Consider the following 23,130-nt stretch of genomic DNA (forward strand, 5'->3'; position numbering starts at 1 on the left):
GTGCCGGCCCGTGGTATACTAGCCAAGCTTATGGGAAAACCCATAGGCGGTAAATAATGTTGGCCCCCGAGACATGTTTTTTGCGCGGCCGGCAGCCTTCGGGCAGGTCGGTTTCTACTACGTACGAACATGGTTTACACGTAAGCAATCAATCATGGCGAAGGGTCCCCGGAATTTGAAGGTTCGAAAGGGGTCCGTTTTGACCGAAATTAAGAACACTTCCGTCATCGACTTCACCGACATTTCCGACGAGGAAATGAACAAGATGATCGATGGCACGCTGACCGACTTCGACGAGGGCGATCTTGTCGACGGCACCGTGGTGAAGATTGAGCACGACGAGGTGCTCGTCGACATCGGATTCAAGAGCGAGGGCGTTATCCCCGTTCGCGAGCTCTCCATCCGCAAGGATGCCGATCCGTCCGAGATCGTCAACCTTGGCGACAAGATCGAGGCTCTCGTTCTCCAGAAGGAAGACAAGGACGGTCGCCTGATCCTCTCCAAGAAGCGTGCCGAGTACGAGCGCGCCTGGATCAGCGTCGAAGAGAAGTTCAAGGCCGGCGAGACGGTCACCGGCGAGGTCATCGAAGTCGTCAAGGGCGGCCTCATCCTCGACATCGGCCTTCGCGGCTTTCTGCCCGCATCCCTCGTGGACCTTCGCCGCGTGAAGGACCTCGACATGTACCTGGGCACCGAGATCGAAGCCCGCGTCATCGAGATGGATCGCAACCGCAACAACGTCGTGCTTTCCCGCCGCGTGCTGCTTGAGGAAGGCCGCAAGAACGAGCGCGCCGAGATCCTGTCCAAGCTTTCCAAGGGCATGCGTCTCAAGGGCACCGTTTCCTCCATCGTCGACTTCGGCGCCTTCGTCGATCTCGGCGGTATCGACGGTCTGGTTCACATCTCCGAGCTCTCTTGGAACCATGTCAACCATCCGTCCGAGGTCGTCAAGGTTGGCGACGAGGTCGAGGTCGAGGTTCTCGACGTCGATCTGCAGCGCGAGCGCATCTCCCTCGGCCTCAAGCAGACCACGGAGGATCCCTGGGTCAAGCTCGTCGAGGAGTACCCGGTTGGCTCCATCGTCGACGGCAAGGTCACCAAGATTGTTCCGTTCGGCGCGTTCATCGAGCTCGGCAACGGCATCGAGGGCCTGGTGCACATCTCCGAGATGGCTATGCGCCACATCGACACCCCGGCTCAGGTCGTCAAGCCTGGCCAGGACGTCAAGGTGAAGGTCATGGAGATCAGCCCCGAGCGTCGTCGCATCTCCCTGTCCATGAAGGCTGCCGCTGAGGAACTCGGCTACGAGATCGAAGTGGACGAGTCCGTCCAGGTCGAGGAGAAGCCGGCCAAGAAGCGTGAGAAGAAGGCTGAAAAGCCCGCCGAGGAGCAGGACGCCGAATAGCTCCAACTCGCATAGCGCAAACGTAAAAGGAACCCGTCAAATTTGGCGGGTTCCTTTTTTTGTAAAGGGGCGGGTAATTTCGATGGCTATCTTGCCTATTGCGTCGTTTCGCCTTCGCCCCATGAGGCGCCAATACGTGTATTATGGTATGCAGAAGGTGCCAAACGTACGAGGAGGCAGGTCATGAAAAAGCTGTTCATCATCGGTGGGATGGGCGCTGGTAAGTCTACAGCCAGAAAAGCCCTCGTTGAGCAGGGGCTTCCTTATGTCGATTTAGATCATGTCGGGCATGAGGTGCTCGCCTGGGACACGGTGAAGGACGAGATTCGCGAAACCTTTGGGGACGATGTCTTCGGTGAAGACGGGGCGATCGATCGCAAGAAGCTTGCGGCGAAGGCGTTCGCGTCGCCGGCGGAAACGCGCAAGCTGAACCGCATCACGCTTCCTCGCATCGAGGAGTTGTTCTCCGACCGTATCGACGAGTTCGAACGCCAGGGGAACAAGGCCGTCGTGGTCGAGCAGTCGGTGTTCAAGAACCGCCAAGGCTCGCTTGCCTATTGCGCCGACGTGGTGATCGCCATCATCGCGCCGCTCGAGCTGCGCGTTGAACGTGCGGTGGCTTCGGGATTCTCCGAGATTGACGTGCGTCGCCGCATCGCCCGCCAGATCACGGATGCCGACCGCATCGAGGCCGCAGACGTCGTCTTCAGCAACGATAGCACGCCGGAGGTGCTGCACGACAAGATGCTGAAGTGGTGGAAAGAGTACGAGAAGACGATTTAGAGTTCGAACACTTGTTCTAGTAATGATTCTGTGATAGACTAGCCTTCCCGAAACAGGGGAAGGCTAGTTTTTATTTGGCGCCGGGCGCGGGGGGCTTGTTAGCTGCCTCCTCTTGGTGAAGGACGTGGTGCTCTGATGTCAACGCATCTTCAAAATATCGAAGGCCTGGAAATGGAAGGCAAGCTGCCGGAGGTTCGCTTGTCCAACACGCCGTTTCAGGTCGTCTCGCCATACGAGCCAGCGGGCGACCAGCCCAAGGCGATTGAAGAGCTTGCCCGCGGCATCGAAGAGGGCATGCGCTACCAAACGCTTCTAGGCGTCACGGGCTCGGGCAAGACGTTCACCATGGCGAAAACCATTGAAGCGGTCCAAAAGCCCACGCTTGTCCTCGCCCCCAACAAGACGCTTGCCGCGCAGCTCGCAAGCGAGCTCAAGGAGTTTTTCCCGAACAACTCGGTGGTTTATTTCGTTTCCTACTACGATTACTACCAGCCCGAGGCCTACGTTCCCTCTTCCGACACCTTCATCGAGAAGGACGCCTCAATCAACGAGGAGGTCGAAAAGCTGCGCCATGCGGCCACGTCCGCTTTGCTCTCGCGCCGCGACTGCATCGTTGTTGCCTCGGTGAGCTGCATCTACGGCATCGGCAGTCCCATGGACTACGCGGGGCTGGCCGTCTTCCTCGACAAGGAGAAGCCTGCCGAGCGCGATGACGTCATCCACGAGCTGATCGACATCCAATACGATCGAAACGATTACGAGCTCAAACGCGGCACCTTCCGCGTTCGCGGCGACTCACTCGACGTGTTTCCGCCATATGCCGACAACCCCATCCGCGTGGAGTTCTGGGGTGACGAGGTTGAGACGATCGCCGAGATCGACAACGTCACGGGCGAGGTGCTCAACGAATACGAGGCCCTTCCTATTTGGCCCGCTTCTCACTACGTTACCGCACGTCCGAAGCTTGATCGGGCAATCGGCACTATCCAAGACGAACTGCGCGAGCGATTGCAGCAGTTCAAGGAGGAAGGCAAGCTTCTCGAAGCGCAGCGCTTGGAGATGCGCACGAATTACGACCTGGAAATGATCGAGACGATGGGCTTTTGCTCGGGAATCGAGAATTACTCGCGCCATCTTGACGGGCGCGCTCCGGGCGAGCCCCCGTATACGCTCATCGATTACTTCCCGAAAGACTTCCTGTGCATCATCGACGAGAGCCACGTTACGGTGCCGCAGATTCGCGGAATGCACGAAGGCGACCGCTCGAGGAAGATCACGCTCGCCGAACACGGCTTTCGCCTTCCGAGCTGCCTGGACAACCGACCGCTGCGCTTTGACGAGTTCGAGGATCGCGTCCCGCAGTTCGTCTATGTGTCCGCGACGCCTGGCGACTACGAGGAGAAGGTGAGCCAGCAGACGGTCGAGCAGATCATTCGCCCGACCGGCTTGCTCGACCCCGAGATTATCGTGCGCTCAAGTGCAAGTCAGATCGACGACATCATCGACGAGGCGAGGGAACGGGCCGAACGCGACGAACGTACGCTTATCACCACGCTCACCAAGAAGATGGCGGAAGATCTGACCGACCACCTCCTCGATCGCGGCCTGAAGGCGCGCTACATGCATTCCGACATTGCAACGCTCGAGCGCGTCGAGATTCTCAGTGCGCTCAGGCGCGGCGAGTTCGACACGCTTGTGGGCATCAACCTCTTGCGCGAGGGCCTCGACTTGCCCGAGGTGTCGCTCGTGGCCATTCTCGACGCCGACAAGGAAGGCTTCCTGCGCAACTACCGCTCGCTCATCCAGACGATCGGCCGTGCGGCTCGAAACGCGAATGGCCAGGTCATCATGTATGCCGACAAAACGACGGACTCCATGGACAAGGCTATCGCCGAAACGAGGCGTCGCCGTGCTATTCAGATGGCCTACAACGAGGAGCACGGTATCACGCCGCAGACTATCCGCAAGAAGGTCAGCGACATCATGGGTTCGGTCGCGGAAATCTCGAACACGACGGCCGAGCAGGTGAACAAGGAGCTTGCCTCGCTGTCGCGGGAAGAGGTTCTCCGCGTCATCTCGAGCATGGAAGACGACATGGCGGCGGCGTCGCGCGAGATGGATTTCGAGCGGGCGGCGACCTTGCGCGATCAGGTGGTGCAGCTGAAGGCCCAGTTCGAAGGCTCAAGCGAAGACGACGTGCTGAAGGAGCTGAAGCGAAGCGCTCGAAAGGGGAGCGCGTTCGGCAATCGCAAGAACGCAGCCTATGGTTCGAGCCGCAGAAGCTAGGCGCGCGGCTTGGCGATAGAGGGCCCTCGTGCTTACAGCTCGTCGGTGTCGAGCCAGATGGTGAAGGGCCCGTCGTTAACTAGCGATACCTCCATCATCGCGGCGAACTCGCCCGTCTCGACGCGAGGCACGTCCTTGCGCGCCTGAGAGACGAACAGCTCGTAGAGGCGTTTCGCTTCGGCGGGCGCGCCTGCATCGGTGAAGGAGGGGCGATTCCCCTTCTTGCAGCTGGCATAAAGGGTGAACTGGGAAACGACGAGCACATCGCCCGACACATCGGCGAGTGAAAGGTTCGTCTTGCCTGCCTCGTCTTCAAAGATGCGCATCTTCGAGATTTTGCCCCACAGCTTGTCGACCTGCGCTTCGGTGTCGTTCGTGCCGACGCCGAGCAGGATGAGCAACCCGGTGCCGATGGACCCGACGGTTTTCCCGTCGATATCGACCTGGGCATGGGTGACTCGTTGGATAAGGGCGCGCATGAATGCTCCTTTGGGTTCGCGGGCAATGAGTGAAAGTGTACTACGATGTGTTCCCTTTAGCATCTTCGGAAAAAACAGAAACATTTGTTCGAAAGATATGATGAATCATAGGGTATACTGTGCGGCAAGAAACAAGAGGCTTGGCCGTTAGGCCGCAGTGCCCTGCGTTGGGATTTGGGGGAAGCCGCCTCAAGCGTCGAGGTGCGAGGCGTCGCGGCGTGCGGGAAGCTATCTCGACACCGTGATGCGCGGTACAGGGCAAGTTCGGGAAAGGGAGATGTGATGATCGACGAAATCCATGTCAGTAACGTGGCGCTCATTCGGGACGCGTCCTTTTCCCCTTCTCGCGGGCTCACGGCGATCACCGGCGAAACGGGGGCGGGAAAAACGGCGCTCCTTTCGGCGTGCAAGCTCCTTGTTGGTGAGCGTGCAGACAAAACCGCAGTTCGTGAAGGTTCTGACGGCCTATCGGTCGAAGGCCGTCTCTTCTTCGACAGCATTGCCGACATCCCCGAGGGGGTAGAGCTCGAAGATGGCGAGGCGGTTGTTTGCCGTCGTGTCAGCATTGACGGCCGCTCCCGTGCGTCGATCAACGGCCACATGGCAAGTGCGAAGGAAATCGCTCGCCTCGTCGCGCCGACGCTCGATCTGTGCAGTCAACATGAGCATCAGGCCCTTATGCGCTCCGCAACGCATCTTTCCTTGCTCGACGCTTGGGCGAAGGATTCCATTAGCGAGGCTCACGCCAACTACCTTTTGGCATTCGAAGCGGCGAAGCGCGCCGCTGACGAGCTTTCGCGCGTAAAAGCTGCTGGCGAGGCGTCGACGGCGAGGCTCGACGAGGCCCGCTTCACGCTCCAGCGCATCGACTCGGTCGGCGTTTCTGACGAAGGGGAATACGAGGAGCTCGCTGCGCGTCTCGAGAAGGCGGAAAACGCGGAATCGCTCGTTTCTGCAACGAACTGCGCCTACGAATCGCTTTCGGGCGAGGGGGGCGCCATCGATGCGCTCGATGCGGCGGCAAACGCGCTCGAAGGTGCGTCGGCGTACGACAAGACGCTTGCGGAACTGGCGAGCTCGTTGCGCGAGTCGAGCTATGTGCTCGAGGACGTGTCCCGCGAGGCGCTGTCATATCGCGATTCGGTCGAGTTCGACTGCGACGCGCTTGAGGAGGCTCAGGAACGCATGGCGGCGCTTCAAGGGCTCCTTCGCGCGTTCGGCCCTCGGCTCTCCGACGTTATCGCTGCGCGCGAGGAGGCGGCGGAGCTGGTCTCCCTCGTCGACGATGCGGAGGAGCGGGAGCGGGCGGCGGTCCAGGCCCTCGAGGCGGCAGAACGGGAACTTGCCGAAACGGCGTCGGCGCTCGATGCAGCCCGTCGCAAGATGGCGCCGCGCTTTGCCCAGGCTGTTTCGAAGGTGATGGCGCGTCTTGAAATGGGCAGCGCGTCCCTGGAATGCGAAGTGGGCGAGCTTCCGCGTGAGAAGTGGACGAAGGAAGGCCCCCATCAGGTTGAATTCATGTTTCGTCCCGGGAGCGGCATGCAGGCCCGCCCGCTTGCGCGCATCGCGTCGGGTGGCGAGGTCAGCCGCGTGATGCTCTCCATCAAGGTGGCGCTTGGCGAGGCGGACAGCGTCGACACACTCCTCTTCGACGAGGTCGATGCTGGCGTTGGCGGTGCGACGGCGGTGGCGCTTGCCTCCGTTCTCGCCGATTTGGCAAAGACTCACCAGGTGATCGTGGTCACGCATCTGGCGCAGGTTGCTGTTGCCGCCGATGTCCACTATGTCGTGCGCAAGACCCAAGGGGATATACCCGAGACCTCGCTCTCGGTCGTGTCGGGGGAAGAGAGGGCGTCCGAAATTGCACGCATGCTCTCGGGCGATGTGACGGAAACCTCGCTTGCCCACGCGCGAGAGATGCTGCACAACGCTACTGGCGAGTAGCGGTAACGCTGTCGGAAGCAGGCCTGCCAGGCGCGCTTCCCGCATCGGCCTGCGTATTCACCCGAGCATTCTCGCGCGCTTTCGCCCGTGGGCTCTGACTTAAATGAAAAAGGTGGCCATCTGGAAGTTTTCCCAGATGGCCACCTTGGTTTCGCGTCGTTCTAATTGTCTTCTGCGCGTTGCGTGTTGCTCAGGGAGCCAGAGACCATGCCGCTTGCTATCCCGCAGCTCGCTACTTGCTCACGCTCGAATCCGCGGGCGGGTCGTATTGCAGAAGCTCGCTTATCGTGATGAAGCGATAGCCCTCTTGCTTCAGTTGGGGAAGGGCTTTCTTCAGCGCTTCCACGGTTTGCGAACGGTCGCCGCCGCCGTCGTGCATGAGGATGACGCTTCCTGGCTTCGCTTTCATGATGCGGCTCGCGATGGTGTCCGCTCCCGGGCGCCGCCAGTCTTCGGTGTCAACGTTCCATCCGATCTCGGCATCGATGTAGGGTTGCAGCGTCCAAACGATATCGCCCTTGAAGTTGCCACCGGGCGCGCGCATGATGCGGGTGGGGTCTTCGCCGATGACGTCCTTGATTGCTTGAAAGCCCTTTTGAACCTCTTGAACCTGCTCGTCCGCGGTCATATACGTGAGATTCACGCCCTGGCCGCTGCCAGCAGCGTGGTCCCACGTGTGCGTGCAGATCTCGTTGCCTTCGTCGTGCGCACGTTTCACCACGTCAGAGTGGTCGGCAATCTGGTTGCCGATGGTGAAGAACGTCGCGTGCGCGTCATTCTCTTTCAGGACGTCGAGGATCTCAGCCGTCGTGTCCTTCCAAGGGCCGTCGTCGAAGGTGAGTGCGATCACCTTGTCGTCGCCGGTGTTCGCGGTGTAGATCTTGTACTCCTCGTTCACCGCGGGAGTCGTGTCCTCGGTCACGGTTTTACCGGAAATCTTGCCAGTTTTCGTCGTGCGCACGCCGTTCTGTCCGTCGATGTACACATGCAGCGAGCCGTTCCAGTAATTGTTGTCCTCGACGCGCTCGTAAGGAATTTCCTCGGTGGACGAATCGTAATCCTCCGTGACGTCGGCGCCGTTTTGGATATCGACGGCGTCTCCCTTCCTGACCTTCTTCGAACCGTCGTTGGTGGCGTTCCCGTTGATGGTCGCGGCGAAGCGGTCGCCGCCGCCCTCGGTGATGACGCTCGAGTCAACGGCGAGCAGGTTGCCCGCCGTCGGGGAGGCAAGTCCGTCGTCGATAAGCTTGTCAATCGTCGTTCCGTTGGAGACGGTGTGTTTCGCTCCGTTTACGGTGATGTCGAAAGTGGGCGGGTTCAAAACGAAGAACACACCGATGCCGATAGCGATGATGAGCACCGCCATAACGCCGATGGCAACAGGACCGGGGCGTTTCGAGCGGCGCTCGGTGTAGCGGGAGTAATCGTTGTAGACGGCGGCGTTGGCCGGGTTGTTCCGGTTCGCCTGCGCGCGAGAGCGATTGTACGACGCGGGTCGCACGTTCCCCTGAGCAGTGGGTCGATTCGCCGATGAGCTGGCATGATTGCGCAAAGGCGCACCCTGGCGCATGTGCTGGCGAGAGTTCTGCGAGGGGGCGCGATGCGGCGCGGGCTCGCGCCCAGCTTGCGATGCGCTCCGCGGTCTGGGGGCACCCTGCTGATGGGCGCCTGTTTGCTGTCGGGTGTCAGCAGGGCGTCTGCTCGAAGAGGCGTGCTGGGCATCGTTTCCAACGGTACGACGATTCGGGCTTGCGTCTATTCGCCTTCTCGATGAATTTTCCCCAGGCTGCCGACTGTCCCGATAATGGTCTCGGCTAAATTGATCCGTCATGGCGTAAAAGTGCTCCTTATGTAACTGAAGTGCGGACGGACACGCAAATTTCCGCACCTGGAAACGATTATACGCATTCGCGCTGGGTTATGCCGCGCGGCACTCCATTTCCGAAATATTCAAAAATAATTCTTGACATGTCGCTACGCTCTGCTAAAGTGCGACTCACAACTTAATACGTTGAAACCGATGAGGCGAAGATCAAGCCGTTAAAGCGCTTACAGAGAGCGGGCGTTGCTGGAAGTCCCGCAGAGATGCTGAGCGGTAAATGGATCGCCGAGGGAAAGGGGAAAGGTTGTAAGCCCGCAAGGGAAGCAGCTGAGTATCTGGACCGTGAGCCTGCGTTAAGGGCAGAACATGTGTTGGCATGTTCGTGAGAGGGTTTCCTATGGGAAATCAATAAAGGTGGCACCGCAGATTTCGAATCTGTCCTTTATCTCAAAGGACAGATTTTTTATTTTACGGCCAGATTGCCACCCGAGATGATTCCCGGGCGATTCCTCATTCGCGTCCAAGCCGGCAAACCGAAAAGTCCGGGGACGGACGAAGACAGGCGGAAAACCGCCAAGAAAGGAATGAGGAATCATGACCGAGAACATTGCAGCAGCGAAGCGCACCATCGCCACCGACCAGAAGAAAGACGGCCTGTCCGTTCGGGACCTTATCTTGGTCGCCGTGCTTATCGCTGCAGGTGCTGTGCTGAAGCTCACCGTTTCGAGCTTTCTCAATTTCGCCGGTATGAAGCCGAACTTCATGATCGCCATGTACTGCCTAGCTATCATCCTCACGCGGCCGAAAATCTACCAATCGGTTGTCATTGGCCTGCTCGTCGGCGTGGTGAGCCAAATCCCCATGTTGAACGCGACGCCGCTGGTGAATATCGCATCTGAGATGGTCGGCGCGCTTGTGTGCGGCATTCTCGTCACCGTGCTTGCTAAGGCGGCGCGCGACAGCAAGACCTGCCAAAACGTCGTCTTCCCGATTATCATCACCTTCATCTCCACCGTTTTCTCGGGTTATACCTTCGCGATGATCGTCGGCGTTGCCGTTGCGCACCTTGACCCGCTTGCCGTGTTCGGGGTGTACGCCGTCATGGTGCTCGGAACCGCCACGATGAACGCGGTGCTCGCTGCGATCCTCACCCCGGTTCTGCGCGCGGTTCTGAAGCGCTAAACCACCCCGTCTGTCTGACGGAAGCCTGCCCGCTCGACGTGCAACCCCCAATTGCCCGAAGGTCTCTTACCACAAAGGACATCCCATGATTGAAATCTCGCAGTTATCGTTTCGCTACCGGGAGGGGGCAGGCCCCATCCTCAAGGGGATCGACCTTTCCATCCCCGACGGCGCGTTCGTCGGCGTCACGGGCGCCGCGGGCAGCGGGAAGTCGACGCTCACCTACGCGATCAACGGCATCATCCCGCACTGCTACCCGGGCGATTTCTACGGCAGCGTCCGCGTTGACGGGCTTGACACGTGCGAGGCGTCGCTCACGGACATAAGCCGCCTGGTCGGAAGCGTGTGCCAGGACATCGACTCGCAGATGGTGTCGTCAGTGGTCGAAGACGAGGTGCTCTACGGCCTGGAGAACTTCGGCGTGCCTAAGGCCGAGATTCCTGCGCGGGTCGACGAGGCGCTTGCGGCAATGGACATCGCCGAGCTGCGCGACCGGAGCATCGCCGAGCTGTCGGGCGGTCAGAAACAGAAGGTCGCGGTCGCGTCGGTGCTCGCCCTGAAGCCGCGCGTGCTCGTGCTCGACGAGCCGACGGCAGAGCTCGACCCTGCATCCTCGGTTGCCGTGTTCGACCTGCTCAAGCGCTACTCGGTCGAACATGGGACAACCGTAATCGTGGTCGAGCAGAAAATTGCCCTGCTCTCCGAGTACGCCGACACGCTCGTTATCGTCGATGAGGGAGAGATTCGCTTCTGCAGCACTCCCCACGAGGTGCTCGAACATTCCGACGAGCTTCTCGAGATTGGGATGAACTGCCCGCGCTCGACAAGCCTTGTCAACAGGCTGCGTGCGCACGGGCTGGTGCGCGGGCCAGCGGTGTGCACCGTCGAGGGCGCCGTTTGCGCGTGCGAGGGGCTGCTATCTGGGAAGGAGGCTTGCGCATGATTGAGTTTCGCCAGGTGAGCGCCTCATATGATGGTGAGCTTGCCATCTTGCGGGATGTGAGATTCACGGTGGGCGACGGGGATTTCGTCGCCTTCGTTGGAACGAACGGCGCGGGGAAATCCACCACGATGCGCCTGATCAACGGCCTTTTGAAGCCGACGTCGGGCGAGGTTTTGATCGACGGAGTGTCGACCTCGCAGCTGAGGACGAGCGAGCTTGCCTCGAAGGTGGGCTTCCTGTTCCAAAACCCTGATCGGCAGATTTGCTGCAAGACGGTGCGCGAGGAACTGCTGCTTGGCTTTTCCGCTCAAGGCCGCGCGGGCGCCGAAGCCGAGGCGAAGATCGATGCGATGATCGAGCGCTTCGGGTTCGACGGCGATGCCGAGCCTTTCCTCTTGAACCGCGGGACGCGCCAGCTTTTGGCGCTCGCGTCGATCATTGTGCTCGAGCCGCCTATCGTCGTGCTCGACGAGCCCACGACGGGCCTCGATTTCCGCGAATGCGCCAAGGTGATGGAGGTGGTCTCCGATTTGAACGCCCGCGGCACCACCGTTGTCATGGTGTGCCACGACATGGAGGTCGTCGGCGACTACGCGACGCGCGTGATCGCCATGACCGCAGGTCAGGTAGTTGCCGATGGTGCGACGTTCGATGTGCTGCGCGATGAGGGTGTTCTTTCCCGCGCGCATCTTCTGCCGCCGCAAATCATCGAGGTGTCGATGCGCCTTGCGCAGGAAGGCGCGGTCTCGCCCGCGTCGCCTGTTGCAGGCGCGAACACGCTCGACGACATGGAGCGCGCGCTCGCGGGTGAAGTCGGCGCGCGCGGGGAAGGAAGTGCCAAATGAAGGGATTCCTCGAATACGTGCCGGGCGAGAGCTTTCTGCACACCATGAACCCGGTGGCGAAGCTTGCGGCAGCGTTTCTGCTGGTCATTGCTTGCTTTGCAACAAGCAACTTCATCCTTTTGGCCGTGGTGATTGTGATTGATGCCGTCATGGCCGTGCAGTGCAAGATGGTCCCGCAGACAATCGGCCTGGCAAAAGCGGTCGCCGCGTTCTCCGTCATCCTTGCGCTCATCGCGCTTTTGTTCACGCCACAAGGCGACGCGCTCGTGTCTTTGCCCTGGGGCTATATCGGCACGGCGAGCGTGCTGAACGCTGTGCTCATCGTGGTGCGCTTGGTGGCCTGCGCGGTGCCGCTTTTCCTCGTGTTCTACGTGACGAAGCTTACTGATATGGCAAATGCGCTGGTCAAAGTGTTGCATGTGCCGTACAAGTATGCTTTTACCTTCATGTCGACGGTGCATTTCATCCCCGTGTTCATGAACGACATGGCAGGCATCATGGAGGCGCAGACGGCGCGCGGCGTGGAGTTCGATGGCGGCCTCGTGAAAAAGGTGCGGCTCATGGTTCCCTTGTGCGTGCCGCTTCTGGTGTCGTCGGTGCGCAAGACGAACAGCGCCGCCATCGCCGCCGAGGTGCGCGGCTTCAACCTGCGCACACGCGAAAGCGGATTTAAGGAGTACCCCTTCTCGGGCATCGACTTCGCCGTAATGGCCATAGCCGCGGCCCTGCTCATCGCCGCCATCGCGCTCGGCGTGCTGCTGTAGGCGGACGGCTGTCGCTGGTCGGTGCAGTGTTCGGCCTCTAAGCCAGGAGGCCCGCAGCGCCATTGAATAGTGTTGCGACCTGCTTGCGCGGGTCGCCGAAGCGAGGAAAGCCTCCGCAACCGGCGGCCGCTTGGGCCCCGCGGGAGCAAGCGGCCTACTTCGTGGTCAACTGGACGAGTTGTGCGCTGTTGGATTGTCGAAATCGGGCCGTTTTAGCGCTGTCAACCCAACCTTACGCGGCCTGGATCGGCGTTTTCCCAGGTCGGAAAAATCGCGCTTCCTTCTAGCTCGAATCAAAGAGCGCACAACTCTTCCAGTTGACCACCAACTACGGGTTTGCCTCTATTCGCCGAGGATCTCACGATAGGTTTGCTCGTCTTTCTCGGTGTACACGTCGAAAATGACGTGCATGTCGGCCTTGGGGTTGGCGTCAAGCCAGGCCCGTACCGTGTCGACGGCGATGTGGGCGGCTTCTTCTTGCGGGAACCCGAATACGCCGGTGGAGATGCAGCAGAAGGCGATGGACTTGCAGTGCCGCTCCGCTGCTGCGTCAAGGCAGTTACGATAGCTTGCGGCGAGGAGCCGCTTGTGCTGCTCGGTGGGCTTCCCGTTTTCCACGATAGGCCCAACGGTGTGAATGACCAGGCTCGATGGCAGGTTGTACGCTGAAGTGACTTTCGCCTGACCGGTAGGCTCCTCATGACCCTGCGCCCTCATGATCGCCGCGCACTCGATGCGCAGCTGCACGCCCGCAAACGTGTGGATCGCGTTGTCGATGCAGTAATGGCCAGGCACCCAGCATCCCAGGAGCTGCGAATTCGCGGCGTTCACGATGGCGTCGGCCGCCAGCGTGGTGATGTCTCCGCGCCATACGGCGAAGCGCGGATTGCTCGCACACGGGGGGATGAGCCCTGCGTAGGTGATGCCTTCCTCGTCGATAATCGCGTGCAGCAGTTTGTCCTGCTTGGCGAGGAACTCGCCGCTCACGTGCTCGGGCAGGCGTGTGTTGCACAGCGCGCGGAAAAGGTCCCACGCCTCGCCGAAGGTTCCGGGAATGGGGCAGGTCGCGAGCTCGTCGCCGGTGTTCGTGCGCTCTTCTTGCAGCTCGGTGATGAGGAAACGAAGATCTTCTTCGATGGTGGACATGGCGGGCTCCTTATCGTCGTTTGCGGAAATCCTATCATAAGCTGCGCGAAGGGGGCCGATTCGCCTCGCCCTCGCCGCTCAAAAGCGTTTGAGCGGGCATAGCTTCCGTGTAAAGTGATAGACTGCATCTAGTATTAAATCGAAGCAGGTATCTTTGCTGGTTCGAAGGATCGAGACCGAGGAGGTCGCATGGACTACCAGGCATACTATCGCAAAGTCGAAGACGGCAACTATCAGGCATACTACGACGCAATCGCCGTTGCCGAGCCGCGCGATCCGCAGGCGACCGCCCGCACTCGCGACGCGGACGGAACCATTCCGGGGCAGGCTCGCGAGCGCATGTTCAACATTGCGGGGGAGATCCAGAACACGTCACGGGAGTTCGGCGTGCCCTTGCCGCCGCTTCTGGAAGGCTGCACGGTGGTCGATCTGTGCTGCGGCTCGGGCCGCGACACCTACCTCGCGGCGCAGCTCGTGGGGCCTGCGGGCAAGGTCATCGGCGTCGAGCCGAACGCCGTCCGCATGCGCATCGGCGAGAAGTACCTGGAAAAGGAGATGAAGCAGTTCGGCTACGATACCCCTAACGTGGAATTCCACGCTGGTTGCCCGGAGGATCTCTCTTTTATCCCCGACGGCAGCGTCGATGTGGTCATCTCGAACTGCACGTTCAACGAATCCCCTGATAAAGCGCGCTATATTGCAGAGGTGCGACGCATTCTGCGGGAAGGCGGCGAGTGGTATTTCACCGATGTGTTCGCCGATCGCCGCATGCAGAGGGAAATCTCCGACAACATCGACAATGTCGCGCTTCGCCTCGGCGGCGCCATGTATATCAACGATTTCCGCCGCATCGCGCAGCAGCTCGGCTTCAACGACCCGCGCTACCTGATCGCCAACAAGACGCCGGTGACCGAGAAGGAGGCTGCGCTGTTCGACGGCACGTCGTTTGCGACGATCACCTGCCGTTTGGTGAACACCCCCTATACCTCCGACGTGTGCGAAGATTACGGCGAGTTCGTCACCTACAAGGGCGGCCTGCCCGATTTCCCCGACTACTTCCTGTTCGACAAGGACATCAAGTTCCCGGTGGGGAAGAGGTGCCACGTGTGCAACAACGTGACGAGCCTGGTCATCCCCGAATTCGGCGGGCGCTATGCAGCGGTGTTCGACTACGAGGGCAGCCGCGAGCGCCATGCGGGCGACACCCACGGCGACCACATCATCAAGGTCGCGCCCGACTTTGACGGCGTTGTCGACGAAGACGACCAGCCGGTGCGCGTGTCCTGCTGCTAATACTGGTAGAATAGAAAGACTTGCAGGGGCCGCGCGGGAAGACGCGGCCCCAATCACGATAGAAGGAGCATTCACGTGGACAAGATTCGCTTTATGGTGGTGAGCGGCTTTTTGGGAGCTGGCAAGACCACGACCATGATCGCGCTTGCGGAATACATGGATCGCAACATTGGGAAGACGGCGATCATCGCGAACGACCTGGGCGCGAACCTCGTGGACACGAGCCTCACTCAAACGTCGGGCTGCACGGTTGCGGAGATCGGCAACGACTGCATCTGCTATCAGATGGACAACACGGTCGACCAGATTCGCCGCCTGCGCGACAAGGAAGGCGCCACGTTCGTCATGAGCGACATCCCCGGCTGCGGTGTCGGCGCGCTCGACCACGTGTACCACACGCTGCATGACAACAACGCCGACGAGTTCACCCTCTCGCCGTTCATGGTGATGGTCGACCCCGAGCGCCTGCGCATGATCATGCCCGAGCATGCCGACATCAACCTGCCCGAAGAGCTGGTTTACCTGCTGAAACTGCAGCTTGAAGAGGCCGATCTCATCGTGCTCAACAAGATCGACCTGCTTGACGAGTCCACAATCGAGCGCTACATGGGCTTTTTGCACGAGGCGTGCCCCGACATCCCCGCGATGAAGATCTCGGCCAAGGACAAGACTGGCATTCCCGAGCTGGCCGAGTACCTCACGACGCACGAGACGTCGCTCAAGAACTTCTCGGTGCGCAATAATCAGGAATTTGCCGACGCGGAAGCGAAGCTCACCTGGTATAACCGCCGTCTGTACCTGAAGACGAAGGACGGTTCCAAGATCGACTGCAACGCGGTGGTCGACGACTTGATCGAGGGCATCCGCATGGGGCTTATCGAGCGCAAGCGGAACGTGCCGCACCTGAAGACGTTCGCGACTTCGGGAAACGGTGACTTTAACAAGGCGTCGCTCATCGGCGTGGACTACGACACCGAATATGCCCAGGAGTTCCTGCGCGACCACAAGAACATGCGCATGATCATCAACGCCCGCGCCGTCTGCGAGTCGCGTCCGCTCGCTCGCCTCATGGACGACGCACTCGACGAGGTGTGCGACAAGTACGACCTTGACTGCCAGGTGTTCTTTACCGAGTGCTTCGGCATGGCGGACGAAGGTCGGTAGCCCATTCCAGGTTGCGCGAAGGCCGCGGCAACGTTCAGTCGCTCAAACAGTCCTCGCTTCGCTGCGGAACTCGCTTTGCGAACGCCGCCGCGGCCTTCGCTTGGGAATGGTTACCACCTTAAAGAGGAGACTTATTGGTTGCTCGCGCAGGATGCCGAGCGGCAGGCATCGCCCGGTACTCAGGCGACATTGCCTAAAAGATGACTTGACCTGCGGGTTTTTGAGGGGAACAATGACAGACGAGAAGAACGACATTCGCGCTCAGGTGCGCGAGTATTACGGCAAGACGTTGGGCGGCTCCGACGACTTGAAGACCAACGCATGCTGCTGCGCGACCGAACGTCCGCCGAAGTACGTGCTCGACGTGATGCCCGACATCGCCGACGAGATCGTCGAGCGCTTCTACGGATGCGGCTCTCCGATTCCGCCGGCACTTACCGGCGCGACGGTGGTCGATTTGGGCTGTGGCACGGGGCGCGACGCGTACGTGCTCTCGAAGCTCGTGGGGCCGACCGGGCGCGTCATCGGCGTCGACATGACCCCCGAGCAGCTTGCCGTTGCGCAGAAATACCAAGACGAGCAGGCGGAAAAGTTCGGGTTCGAACATTCAAACGTGGAGTTCAAGGCGGGCTTCATCGAGGACTTGGAAGAACTCGGCATCGAGGATGGCACGGTTGACCTGGTGGTTTCCAACTGCGTAATCAACCTGACGCCGTTTAAAGACCAGGTGTTCTCCGAAATCTACCGCGTGCTGAAGCCCGGCGGCGAGCTGTACTTCTCCGACGTGTTCTGCGACCGCCGCATGTCCGACGAGCTGCGTGCCGACCCGGTGCTTCGCGGCGAGTGCTTGGGCGGCGCGATGTACATCGACGACTTCCGCCGCATGCTGGCAAAGCACGGCTGGAAAAGCTACGTGTGCACCGCGGTGGAGGATATCCACGTCTCCGACCTGGCGCTTGAGACGAAGCTCGGGTTCACGTCGTTTACCTCGCGCACGGTGCGCGCCATCAAGGCGGAGGGCCTGGAAGACGCCGAGGAGAACTACGGCCAGGTCGCGCGCTACCTGGGCGGGATGCCCGAGATGCCGCGCTACTTCGACCTGACCGAGGAGTTGCGCCTCATCAAGGGGCGCGAGTACGCCGTGAGTGGAAACCTTGCGGCCATGCTCGAGCAGTCGCGCTACGGGAAGTACTTCGAGGTGACGCCTCGCGGCGCGCATCGCGGCGGGTTCGACCTCGCCCGCGCTCAGCAGGCGCTTGAGATGCGCCGCGGCAAGCGCAAGGCCGACCTCGACTATTTGAGCGAGGCGTGTGAGCGCTGCGGCATCCCCTCGTTCTACGATCGCGTGAACCTGCCCGATATCCTGCAGGCGAACGAACGACCTGCGACGATGCAGGTGAACATTACCTACGCGTGCAACCTTGCGTGCCGTCATTGCTTCCTGGAGTGCGGGCCGAAGAACACCGAGGTTATGTCGCGCGAGACGATGGAGCAGATTCTTGCTGCCTTCAAGACGGGCGGCTACAAGACGCTCGACGTGACGGGCGGCTCGCCTGAGCTGCACCCCGACTGCGAGTGGTTCTTGCGCGAAGGCGCCAAGCTCGCCGAGAAGGTGATTGTCCGCACGAACCTGACGCTTGAGGAGAAGCCGGAATACGAGCACTTCCTGGACGTGTTTGCCGAGGTGGGGGCCGATGTGTGCGTGTCTCTTCCGTATTTCGACGCCGAAAACGCCGACAACCAGCGCGGACGCGGCGTCTTCAAGCGCGCGGTCGCGAACATCCGCAAGCTCAACGAGCGTGGGTATGGGCGCGAGGGCGGCCCCGAGCTGGAAATCGTCTACAACGTGGCGGGCCCGTTCCTGCCGCCGCCGCAAGAGCTTCTGGCGGACGCCTATCGCGTGAAGCTGACCGAGCAGCAGGGCATCGACTTCAACGAGCTGTATGCCTTCAACAACTTCCCACTCGGCCGTTTCGCGATGGATTTGGCCGACGCGGGGCTCACCGATGAGTACCTGAAGCTGCTCCACGACAACTTCAACGCGTTCGCCGTGGGCAAGATCATGTGCCGCGACCAGGTGAACGTCGATATCGACGGGCGCCTGTACGACTGCGAGTGCAACCATGTGCTCGAGATGCCCATCCAGATCGACGGGCGCGATGCGACGATCGCCGACATCGTGGATGCGCCACTTCCCCCGCGCGAGGTTCGCACGAACCCGGTGTGCTACAGCTGCGCTGCCGGCGCCGGCTCGAGCTGCGGCGGTTCGCTGATCTAGCGGGGAAGGGGACTGCGCACTTTGGGCGCCCTGCAGGCTTGGTGGCTTGCGGGGCGCTCATGTTGTTTGCGCTGTTTCACTTGCCAGGAGAGGGCTGTTTGGTCATACTTAATTCCGCAAGGCGTCCCGGAAGGGACGTTTTTCATGTGGCGAAGCAACGCCGCACGCATTCTATTGGCCGTTGGAAGGAAATTGGTGGGAACGCACTTCAGTGCATGTGAACAGGTGAAACGCTTGGTCTTCGCGATGTGCGCGTTGGCTTTGAGCGCTCTTCTCGCCATGTCCCTTATCCCCGCTCCCGCGTTTGCCGACGATGTTTCCGATGCCCAGACGGCGCTCGATGCCGCTGAGGCCCAGATGAAGACCATCTCCGAAGAATACGACAAGATCAATGTCGAGCTCACCTCGATTCAGGGGCAGATCGACGCGACTGCCGCCGACGCGCTTGATGCCCAGCAGGCGGTGATTTCGGGTCGTGAAACGCTGAGCAACGCCGCCCGCAGCGAGTATCGCTCGCCCTCGGCGGGGTCGATGCTCATGCTGATTTTGGGATCGGCCTCCTTCGACGAGCTGACGCGCAACGTGGTGTACGCGGGCTCGATTCTGCAGGCGCAGGCTGACGAGGTTGAGGCGCAGAAGGACCGCGTCGCCAAGCTCGAGGGCATCACTGCCGAGCTGAACACCCAGAAGGATTCGCAGACGCGCGCTTTGAGTGAGCTTGAAAAGACGAAGCAGGAAGCAGCGGCCGTCGTCTCGCAGGCGCAGTCGCAACTGCAAAATGCCAAAGACGCGGAGGCCGATCGCCTTGCTGCGCTCCAGGCGCAGGCGGCGAACATGTCGAATTCCGGCTCGTCCGACCAGGGTGCGGGCGGGTCTTCCACGCAGGTTTCCGACAAGGCGAACACCACGGATCGTCAGGAGGTCGTGCCCGATTCGACGCCGGTTGAGCCCAACCCCGAGCCGGCCCCCGATTCCGGTGCTGGCTGGAAGACGGGCATCGCCTCGGCATACGGCGGCTCGACCGACCCCTATACTCCCAATCCTGGCACGACGGCGACGGGCGATGTGTGCGACGACTACTCGATGGGCGTGGCAATCCCGATGGCATGGCCGAATTTCAGCAGCTATTTTGGCCGCACGGTGCAAATCTCCTACGACGGCATGACGGTGTACGCCGTCATCAACGACTGCGGCGGCATGGGCGGCGGCAGCCGTTCACTCGATTTGCAGCCCGGCGTATGGAAGGCCTTCGGGTATTCCTCCTGCGATGACTGGGGCCTTCGCACGGTGAGCTACCGTATTCTGTAGGGACCGAGATGATTGATTCCAACATGGTGCGCGGGGAAAACGGCGCGCGGGTTCTCGGCAACTCGACTGCGTCCGCGGCCGATGGGCGTTTCGCGGTTCCGCTGGGCGAAGCGACGCCTGCCGCTGCGCCCTTCCCAAGCGGGGGCGCGCCCGTCACCTTCTTCATCGTTCGCCATGGGCAAACGGAATACAACTTGAAACACCTGGTCCAGGGCTGGTGCGATGCTCCTTTGACCGAGGCGGGCGTTCGCGATGCGCGTGCTTGCGGCCGCGGTCTCGCCCGTGCGGGCGTCGAATTCGCGGTGGCCTACTCGAGCGATTTGGGGCGTGCTGTGCAGACGATGGGCGAGTTACTCTCGGCGCGCAGCGAGGTGGCGCCCGAGCTGGCCCTTCCTTCTCGCATGTCGGATTCTCGCATCCGCGAATGGTGCTACGGCGACCTGGAGGCTCGCCCCGGCACGCTCATGCGCGATGTGCTCAACGAGGGGTTCGGGTGCGATATGCCCTTCGAGGAGCTCAATGTCCGCCTCCCGGAAACGGCGGGCGCCATCAAGCGCTGGGACGCTTCCGGTAAAGCGGAGGGTTGGGAACAAATCAAGGCGCGGCTCGGCGATTTCTATTGCGATGTGGCGCGCAAGGTGGCGCTCTCGGGCGGCGGCAACGTGCTCGTGGTGACGCACTCGTTCGTCATCCGCTCGACTATGTACCTGCTCGATCCCGCGCGCGTGAACGACCCCGTGAAGATCGAGAATGCAAGCGTCACAAAGGTGACCTGCGACGATGGTCTTGCCTGCGATGCAGGTGCGTTCCCTGGTGCCCTTTTCACTCTCGGCGAGACGGGCTCGACAAGTTTTTTGGATTCACATCTCTAAGGGCATCGGCCGGAACGGGCTATCCGACAGGCTCATCTCGGTTGTTCCGCCCGCTCTGGCGCGACCCTGCCCACGTTCGCGTAATTGCCGTGTTCGCTCTGACTGCTCAGCGCGCTCTAGCTGGCATCACGCATTTCATCTCATTTTACTGATGCTCTGCCCCGATTTCCTAGATATCCTATTGAACTTATAGGTTTAATGTACGATAATAGCCACCTGTTCAGTAGGAATAAGGCGTTGAAGGAGTATGCAATGTCATTCGAGGTGGGGGCGGCGGTTGCTGTCGCTTTAATCGTCTTCGTCGCATTACTTGCGGTGTTGAAATTCATGAAGAACAAGGGGCTGTCGTTCACGGTCCGCGTGTTCTCGGCGCTCGGTATGGGCATCGTGCTGGGCGTTGCCATTCAGCTGGCCTTGGGCCGCGGGTCCGATGCCGCGAAGTGTGCGCTCGACTGGATGTCGCTTGTGGGCACGGGCTACATCAGTCTGCTCAAGATGCTCGTGATGCCGCTCATCTTCGTGGCGATCGTCGGTGCATTCACGCGAACGGAGGCGACGGAGAACCTGGGCAAGATCGGCGTCTCGGTGCTCGCGGTGCTTTTGGGCACGGTCGCCATCGCCGCCGTGTTCGGTTGGGCCACCATCTCCTTCTCGGGTCTGGCGGGCGCCGACTTCACGCAGGGCACGGTCGATGCCTCGAAGATGAACGCGCTGCAGACGCGCTCCGACAAGGTGGCCGACACCACGATCCCGCAGACCATCCTGTCGTTCATCCCGACGAACGTCTTCTCCGACTTGGCCGGTACCCGTTCGACGTCGACCATCGCCGTGGTCATCTTCTCGGCTATCGTGGGTATGGCTTACTTGAAGCTTCGCAATCGCGACTCTGAGCAGGCCGATCTCTTCCGCCGCATCATCGACAGCCTCTACGGCATCGTGATGTGCATCGTGAAGATGGTCATCGGACTCACCCCCTACGGCGTCATGGCGCTCATCGCGAACGTTATGGCAACGAGCGATTTCGCGGCAATCGTCGATCTTGGCAAGTTCATCATCTTCTCGTATGTGGCCATTATCGCGATGTTCGTCGTGCACCTGATCATCCTCGCGGCGAACCGCGTGAACCCCGTCACGTACCTGAAGAAGGCGTTCCCCGTGCTCTCCTTCGCGTTCGTATCGCGCACGAGCGCGGGCGCTCTGCCTATGAACATTGAGACGCAGTCGAAGGCGCTCGGCGTTGACGAGGCGACGGCGAACTTCGCGGCGAGCTTCGGCATGTCCATCGGGCAGAACGGCTGCGCGGGCATTTACCCGGCCATGATGGCAACGCTCATCGCGCCGACCGTCGGCATCAACGTGTTCGACCCGACGTGGGTGGTCATGCTGATCGCCATCATCGTGATCAGCTCGTTCGGCGTGGCGGGCGTTGGCGGCGGTGCCACGTTCGCAAGCCTCATCGTGCTCGGCACCATGGGACTGCCGATCGAGATCGTTGGCCTCATGGCGTCGGTTGAGCCGCTCATCGACATGGGCCGCACTGCGCTCAACGTGAGCGACTCCATGGTCGCGGGCGTCACGTCGGCGAACGTGAACAAGACGCTTGATCGCGAGATGTTTGCGAACTCCGAGGCGCGCATCAGCGGGGCTGCTGCTGAGGAATAGAGCTTTCCGGAAAACGTGCGCGTGCTATCAAGCGCGGATGCGGGCCTGCAAGGCTTGCATCCGCGCTTTTTCATGCGAGCTGCGTGCGGGGAAAGGTCGCGGCGCGGGTTTCAACTGCAGGTCTGTGCGGCTCTTCCCGAGTTCGCTACAGTCGCAGCCTCTCGTTTGCTTGCGCGATGACCTCGCTCACCTGGTCGGGGTGCGCGCTTGCGTATGAGGGGAAGGGCGCGGGCGGCGCGGGCTCGTCTTCGAAAGGGGCGATTTCGCGCACGTACCAGGCGACGTCGTGCCAGGCGCCGCAGGTGAAACCCGCGTGCGGCTGTGTTCCCATGAGCGCGAACCCGAACGCGCGGTGCAAGTGCTCGCTTGCGGGGTTGGGGGAGGTCACCACACCGTAGACCGCCTTTATGCCCGTAAGGCGCAGAAGCTCGATGAGCGCGGCGTACAGGCGGCTTCCCACGCCTTGGCCCTGCGTGGTGGGCGCAAGGTAGACGGAAAGCTCGGCGTTCCATTGGAAGGCGATGCGCTCGCGCAGCTCATGGGCGTAGGCGAACCCGACGACGCGTCCGTCCTCCTCGGCGACGAGACAGGGGTACTTCTCGCAGATTTCGGCGATGCGCTCGCGGTATGCCTCGCAAGAGGGGGCTTCTTCCTCGAAAGTCACGGGCGTGTCGACGAAGGGGGCGTACACCGCGCGGATGCCGTCCGCGTCGTCGGCCGAGGCCAGGCGGATGTGCATCTGCGGGCTCGCCGGCGTGCGGTCGGCTGTGGAAGCCTGGAAGTTTGCGGGCGCGTTGCGAAATACGCGCATCTGCGAGTTCGCCGGCGCGCATCCCGGCGGAGGCGCCATCGCGCCTGCGGAGGCATTATCGCCCGCAGCCTCCGCAGGCGTACTCTCGTTCGCGGCGGCAGAATCGCACAAGGACGCATCGCGCATGAAAAGGGCTCCTTCCC

Annotated in this window: 18 protein-coding genes; 14 read left to right on the plus strand and 4 right to left on the minus strand. The window is 61.1% G+C overall.

Features of this window, described 5'->3' with window-relative positions; all coding sequences use genetic code 11:
• The first annotated feature begins 199 nt into the window (after nucleotides 1–199).
• The 3 genes from rpsA to uvrB all read left to right on the plus strand — a co-directional run bounded on the left by rpsA (nucleotide 200) and on the right by uvrB (nucleotide 4,474).
• Nucleotides 200–1,405: a 30S ribosomal protein S1 gene (rpsA, locus tag Q0G18_RS00900; RefSeq protein WP_296060491.1), complete on the plus strand. Its 1,206-nt coding sequence runs from the start codon at nucleotides 200–202 to the stop codon at nucleotides 1,403–1,405.
• A gap of 183 nt (nucleotides 1,406–1,588) precedes the next feature.
• Entirely contained in the window at nucleotides 1,589–2,188 is a 600-nt protein-coding gene (gene coaE / locus Q0G18_RS00905; RefSeq protein ID WP_297148620.1) for a dephospho-CoA kinase, read from the plus strand.
• A 135-nt stretch (nucleotides 2,189–2,323) separates the two neighbouring features.
• Complete coding sequence (gene uvrB / locus Q0G18_RS00910; protein ID WP_297148623.1) at nucleotides 2,324–4,474, plus strand: excinuclease ABC subunit UvrB; 2,151 nt, start codon at nucleotides 2,324–2,326, stop codon at nucleotides 4,472–4,474.
• 32 nt (nucleotides 4,475–4,506) lie between these two features.
• On the opposite strand, the gene dtd is transcribed toward uvrB, so the two are convergent.
• Nucleotides 4,507–4,953 (minus strand): D-aminoacyl-tRNA deacylase, encoded by a 447-nt coding sequence (dtd, locus tag Q0G18_RS00915; protein ID WP_297148625.1) that lies wholly within the window; start codon nucleotides 4,951–4,953, stop codon nucleotides 4,507–4,509.
• A 282-nt stretch (nucleotides 4,954–5,235) separates the two neighbouring features.
• On the opposite strand from dtd, the gene recN reads away from it, so the two are divergent.
• On the plus strand, nucleotides 5,236–6,897 hold the full coding sequence (gene recN / locus Q0G18_RS00920) for a DNA repair protein RecN (RefSeq protein ID WP_297148627.1): 1,662 nt from the start codon (nucleotides 5,236–5,238) through the stop codon (nucleotides 6,895–6,897).
• A 232-nt stretch (nucleotides 6,898–7,129) separates the two neighbouring features.
• Here the strand turns inward: recN and Q0G18_RS00925 are convergent, their stop codons facing one another.
• Complete coding sequence (locus tag Q0G18_RS00925; protein ID WP_297148631.1) at nucleotides 7,130–8,398, minus strand: polysaccharide deacetylase family protein; 1,269 nt, start codon at nucleotides 8,396–8,398, stop codon at nucleotides 7,130–7,132.
• Between the two features lie 915 nt (nucleotides 8,399–9,313).
• Here Q0G18_RS00925 and Q0G18_RS00930 point away from each other — a divergent pair.
• The 4 genes from Q0G18_RS00930 (at nucleotide 9,314) to Q0G18_RS00945 (ending at nucleotide 12,453) form a co-directional block, all read left to right on the plus strand.
• On the plus strand, nucleotides 9,314–9,901 hold the full coding sequence (locus Q0G18_RS00930) for a tryptophan transporter (RefSeq protein WP_297148634.1): 588 nt from the start codon (nucleotides 9,314–9,316) through the stop codon (nucleotides 9,899–9,901).
• An 85-nt stretch (nucleotides 9,902–9,986) separates the two neighbouring features.
• Nucleotides 9,987–10,844 (plus strand): ATP-binding cassette domain-containing protein, encoded by an 858-nt coding sequence (locus Q0G18_RS00935; RefSeq protein WP_297148637.1) that lies wholly within the window; start codon nucleotides 9,987–9,989, stop codon nucleotides 10,842–10,844.
• Nucleotides 10,841–11,689, plus strand: a complete 849-nt coding sequence (locus Q0G18_RS00940) for an ABC transporter ATP-binding protein (protein WP_297148640.1) — start codon at nucleotides 10,841–10,843, stop codon at nucleotides 11,687–11,689. The genes Q0G18_RS00935 and Q0G18_RS00940 overlap by 4 nt, the downstream gene beginning before the upstream one ends.
• The gene (locus tag Q0G18_RS00945; RefSeq protein ID WP_297148643.1) at nucleotides 11,686–12,453 is read left to right on the plus strand and encodes an energy-coupling factor transporter transmembrane protein EcfT; all 768 of its coding nucleotides are present in this window, start codon (nucleotides 11,686–11,688) and stop codon (nucleotides 12,451–12,453) included. The genes Q0G18_RS00940 and Q0G18_RS00945 overlap by 4 nt, the downstream gene beginning before the upstream one ends.
• A 342-nt stretch (nucleotides 12,454–12,795) precedes the next feature.
• Here the strand turns inward: Q0G18_RS00945 and Q0G18_RS00950 are convergent, their stop codons facing one another.
• Nucleotides 12,796–13,599 carry a protein-ADP-ribose hydrolase gene (locus Q0G18_RS00950; RefSeq protein WP_297148646.1) on the minus strand — a complete coding sequence of 268 codons (804 nt, stop codon included), beginning with the start codon at nucleotides 13,597–13,599 and terminating at the stop codon, nucleotides 12,796–12,798.
• 189 nt (nucleotides 13,600–13,788) lie between these two features.
• Between Q0G18_RS00950 and Q0G18_RS00955 the strand changes: the two genes are divergently transcribed.
• The 6 genes from Q0G18_RS00955 (at nucleotide 13,789) to Q0G18_RS00980 (ending at nucleotide 22,176) form a co-directional block, all read left to right on the plus strand.
• Nucleotides 13,789–14,892: a methyltransferase domain-containing protein gene (locus Q0G18_RS00955; protein WP_297148650.1), complete on the plus strand. Its 1,104-nt coding sequence runs from the start codon at nucleotides 13,789–13,791 to the stop codon at nucleotides 14,890–14,892.
• A 75-nt stretch (nucleotides 14,893–14,967) separates the two neighbouring features.
• A complete protein-coding gene (locus Q0G18_RS00960; RefSeq protein WP_297148653.1) occupies nucleotides 14,968–16,056 on the plus strand; it encodes a GTP-binding protein in 1,089 nt (362 codons plus the stop codon).
• Nucleotides 16,057–16,288: 232 nt separating this feature from the next.
• The gene (arsS, locus tag Q0G18_RS00965) at nucleotides 16,289–18,334 is read left to right on the plus strand and encodes an arsenosugar biosynthesis radical SAM (seleno)protein ArsS (protein ID WP_297148655.1); all 2,046 of its coding nucleotides are present in this window, start codon (nucleotides 16,289–16,291) and stop codon (nucleotides 18,332–18,334) included.
• A gap of 195 nt (nucleotides 18,335–18,529) precedes the next feature.
• Entirely contained in the window at nucleotides 18,530–19,642 is a 1,113-nt protein-coding gene (locus Q0G18_RS00970; RefSeq protein ID WP_297148657.1) for a hypothetical protein, read from the plus strand.
• A gap of 8 nt (nucleotides 19,643–19,650) precedes the next feature.
• Nucleotides 19,651–20,514 (plus strand): histidine phosphatase family protein, encoded by an 864-nt coding sequence (locus Q0G18_RS00975; protein WP_297148659.1) that lies wholly within the window; start codon nucleotides 19,651–19,653, stop codon nucleotides 20,512–20,514.
• 252 nt (nucleotides 20,515–20,766) lie between these two features.
• Complete coding sequence (locus Q0G18_RS00980; protein WP_297148661.1) at nucleotides 20,767–22,176, plus strand: cation:dicarboxylase symporter family transporter; 1,410 nt, start codon at nucleotides 20,767–20,769, stop codon at nucleotides 22,174–22,176.
• Nucleotides 22,177–22,321: 145 nt separating this feature from the next.
• Here Q0G18_RS00980 and Q0G18_RS00985 read toward each other — a convergent pair whose 3' ends face one another.
• Entirely contained in the window at nucleotides 22,322–23,113 is a 792-nt protein-coding gene (locus Q0G18_RS00985) for a GNAT family N-acetyltransferase (protein ID WP_297148663.1), read from the minus strand.
• Nucleotides 23,114–23,130 lie beyond the last annotated feature (17 nt).

Source organism: uncultured Ellagibacter sp. (assembly GCF_934636505.1).
In the GTDB taxonomy this organism is placed as follows: Bacteria; Actinomycetota; Coriobacteriia; order Coriobacteriales; family Eggerthellaceae; genus Ellagibacter.

What these genes read in the sequence shown, in the direction of transcription:
- coaE (WP_297148620.1), top strand. Translation starts at nt 1,589, where the DNA reads ATGAAAAAGCTGTTCATCATCGGTGGGATGGGCGCTGGTAAGTCTACA.
- uvrB (WP_297148623.1), top strand. Translation starts at nt 2,324, where the DNA reads ATGTCAACGCATCTTCAAAATATCGAAGGCCTGGAAATGGAAGGCAAG.
- dtd (WP_297148625.1), bottom strand. Translation starts at nt 4,953, where the DNA reads ATGCGCGCCCTTATCCAACGAGTCACCCATGCCCAGGTCGATATCGAC.
- recN (WP_297148627.1), top strand. Translation starts at nt 5,236, where the DNA reads ATGATCGACGAAATCCATGTCAGTAACGTGGCGCTCATTCGGGACGCG.
- Q0G18_RS00930 (WP_297148634.1), top strand. Translation starts at nt 9,314, where the DNA reads ATGACCGAGAACATTGCAGCAGCGAAGCGCACCATCGCCACCGACCAG.
- Q0G18_RS00935 (WP_297148637.1), top strand. Translation starts at nt 9,987, where the DNA reads ATGATTGAAATCTCGCAGTTATCGTTTCGCTACCGGGAGGGGGCAGGC.
- Q0G18_RS00940 (WP_297148640.1), top strand. Translation starts at nt 10,841, where the DNA reads ATGATTGAGTTTCGCCAGGTGAGCGCCTCATATGATGGTGAGCTTGCC.
- Q0G18_RS00945 (WP_297148643.1), top strand. Translation starts at nt 11,686, where the DNA reads ATGAAGGGATTCCTCGAATACGTGCCGGGCGAGAGCTTTCTGCACACC.
- Q0G18_RS00950 (WP_297148646.1), bottom strand. Translation starts at nt 13,599, where the DNA reads ATGTCCACCATCGAAGAAGATCTTCGTTTCCTCATCACCGAGCTGCAA.
- Q0G18_RS00955 (WP_297148650.1), top strand. Translation starts at nt 13,789, where the DNA reads ATGGACTACCAGGCATACTATCGCAAAGTCGAAGACGGCAACTATCAG.
- arsS (WP_297148655.1), top strand. Translation starts at nt 16,289, where the DNA reads ATGACAGACGAGAAGAACGACATTCGCGCTCAGGTGCGCGAGTATTAC.
- Q0G18_RS00975 (WP_297148659.1), top strand. Translation starts at nt 19,651, where the DNA reads ATGATTGATTCCAACATGGTGCGCGGGGAAAACGGCGCGCGGGTTCTC.
- Q0G18_RS00980 (WP_297148661.1), top strand. Translation starts at nt 20,767, where the DNA reads ATGTCATTCGAGGTGGGGGCGGCGGTTGCTGTCGCTTTAATCGTCTTC.
- Q0G18_RS00985 (WP_297148663.1), bottom strand. Translation starts at nt 23,113, where the DNA reads ATGCGCGATGCGTCCTTGTGCGATTCTGCCGCCGCGAACGAGAGTACG.